Genomic DNA, 1,622 nt, shown 5'->3' with positions numbered 1-1,622 from the left:
CGGGCGTAGCCCGACGAGCTCCCGCCCACGCCGGCGACAGGTCCCTGCGGGGCACCTTGTCGGTGATCGCGGTGGATCAGGTATGTAAGAGGTTTATCGATCTTGCGAGGCCGCTTTCCGTGCCTGGACGTCACATCCACGATCAACAGATGAGGTTGTTCATGAAACTTAGGTTAGCCGTACACGAACGCGAGCAGGTAGCGTTCGGGGTGGCCGGGCAGAACTTCGTGATCATCTGTTCGACGAGGTCTGGCGGCACGCCCTCGGTGAACTGCATCGTCGCTGTCAGTCGCCGCAAGCAGGTTTCCTGGACGTCTTCAGAGATCGTTGGCACGACGCGCCCGCAGTGCTTTATGGCCAGGAAGGCGACCAGCAGAACGTGGATCTGCACCTCAAGCTGCAGCATGTTGACACCGTATCGAGGCAACACGAGGCTGGATGCCAGCAGGTTCCCTTCTTCGAACAATCCTTCCTGGCGCCTTTCGCCGTGGGATTGGCGTGAGACCCGCCATTCATCTGGAGATTGAGGAGCCTGTGGAGTCGATGCAATCGTGCAGCGAGTGGCAGTTGATCGGAACTGCGAATTGCTCCTGTGATCGGTGCCGCAGCCTCTACATCGGCAATCACGGTCCTGTTCCATGAGGACTGATGGCGTGCGGAGAAGCTATTTGGCGGTGTCGGAGGGCGCGCAACGGCGGATCGAAGCGTGGCCTTGCTCTAGCGGAGCAAAACACGCGCTCGCAAGGGTGCTCGGAGTCAGCTGGGCCTCATGCGACAAAGCGCCTAGGCACCAAGGACAAGCGACTCCGATACTTACAAGGTAAGGAAAGGGACTAAAACGATATTGGACTCCGCTCACGAGCACGATCGACGATCGGCGCATGAGAAAAACTTCCATGTTCAACCGCCGGACCTCGTGCTTGATGGCAATGGTCGCGACCGCATGTCTATTCGCCGGTAACTCCGCATTGGCGCAGACCGAGGGCTACCCGAGCAAGCCGATAAAGTGGATCGTTCCCTTTCCCCCCGGGGGCGCGATGGATGGCATCGCGCGAGTGCTCAGTGAACGCATGGCACGTAGTCTGGGCCAGCCCCTTGTGGTGGAGAGAGCCGGCTCCGCTTGTTTGAACACGCAGCGGCCTGAGATAAGTGGATTGGCTGCGGTTTGATTCTTTGTCTTCAGGCCCCTGCCAGGCCGCCGGAGGCGCCCTGGTTGAGCCATGTACTCATGGCTCAACCTTTCACGCAGCCTCCTTCAGCGCGGGCAGGTGCGTGAAGTAGATCATGTCGGGTGTGCGACCGTCATGGCTTTGATGAGGCCGGCGCGCGTTGTAGAACTCGAAGTACGCTGCCAGGTTCTGCCGCGCGACGCTGACGCTCTCGTAGGCCTTCAGGTACACGTCCTCGTACTTCACGCTGCGCCACAGTCTCTCGACGAACACGTTGTCGCGCCAGCAGCCTTTGCCGTCCATGCTTTGGAGTGCGCCCATGCGCTGGACCTCGGCGACGAACTCGGCGCCGCTGAACTGGCTGCCCTGATCGGTGTTCACGATCTCCGGCGCACCCCAACGCGCCGCCGCCTCGCGCAAGGCGGCCACGCAGGGGTCTCCTCGTTTTCAGTG

At 60.9% G+C, this 1,622-nt stretch carries 1 protein-coding gene and 1 pseudogene; both read right to left on the bottom strand.

The genetic code is table 11. From position 1 onward, the window contains the following. Positions 1–142: 142 nt before the first annotated feature. Positions 143–406, bottom strand: coding sequence for a hypothetical protein (locus K206_RS39770; protein WP_231401710.1), 264 nt, complete (start codon positions 404–406; stop codon positions 143–145). 835 nt (positions 407–1,241) lie between these two features. Beyond that, positions 1,242–1,601, bottom strand: a pseudogene (locus K206_RS39765) (transposase); the annotation flags it as partial. Positions 1,602–1,622: the final 21 nt, after the last annotated feature.

Origin of the sequence: Cupriavidus sp. WS (assembly GCF_000395345.1) — a bacterium.
GTDB lineage: Bacteria > Pseudomonadota > Gammaproteobacteria > Burkholderiales > Burkholderiaceae > Cupriavidus > Cupriavidus basilensis_B.
Note: the sequence above shows the minus strand (reverse complement) of the source record. Positions and strands in the feature narration are given on the sequence as shown.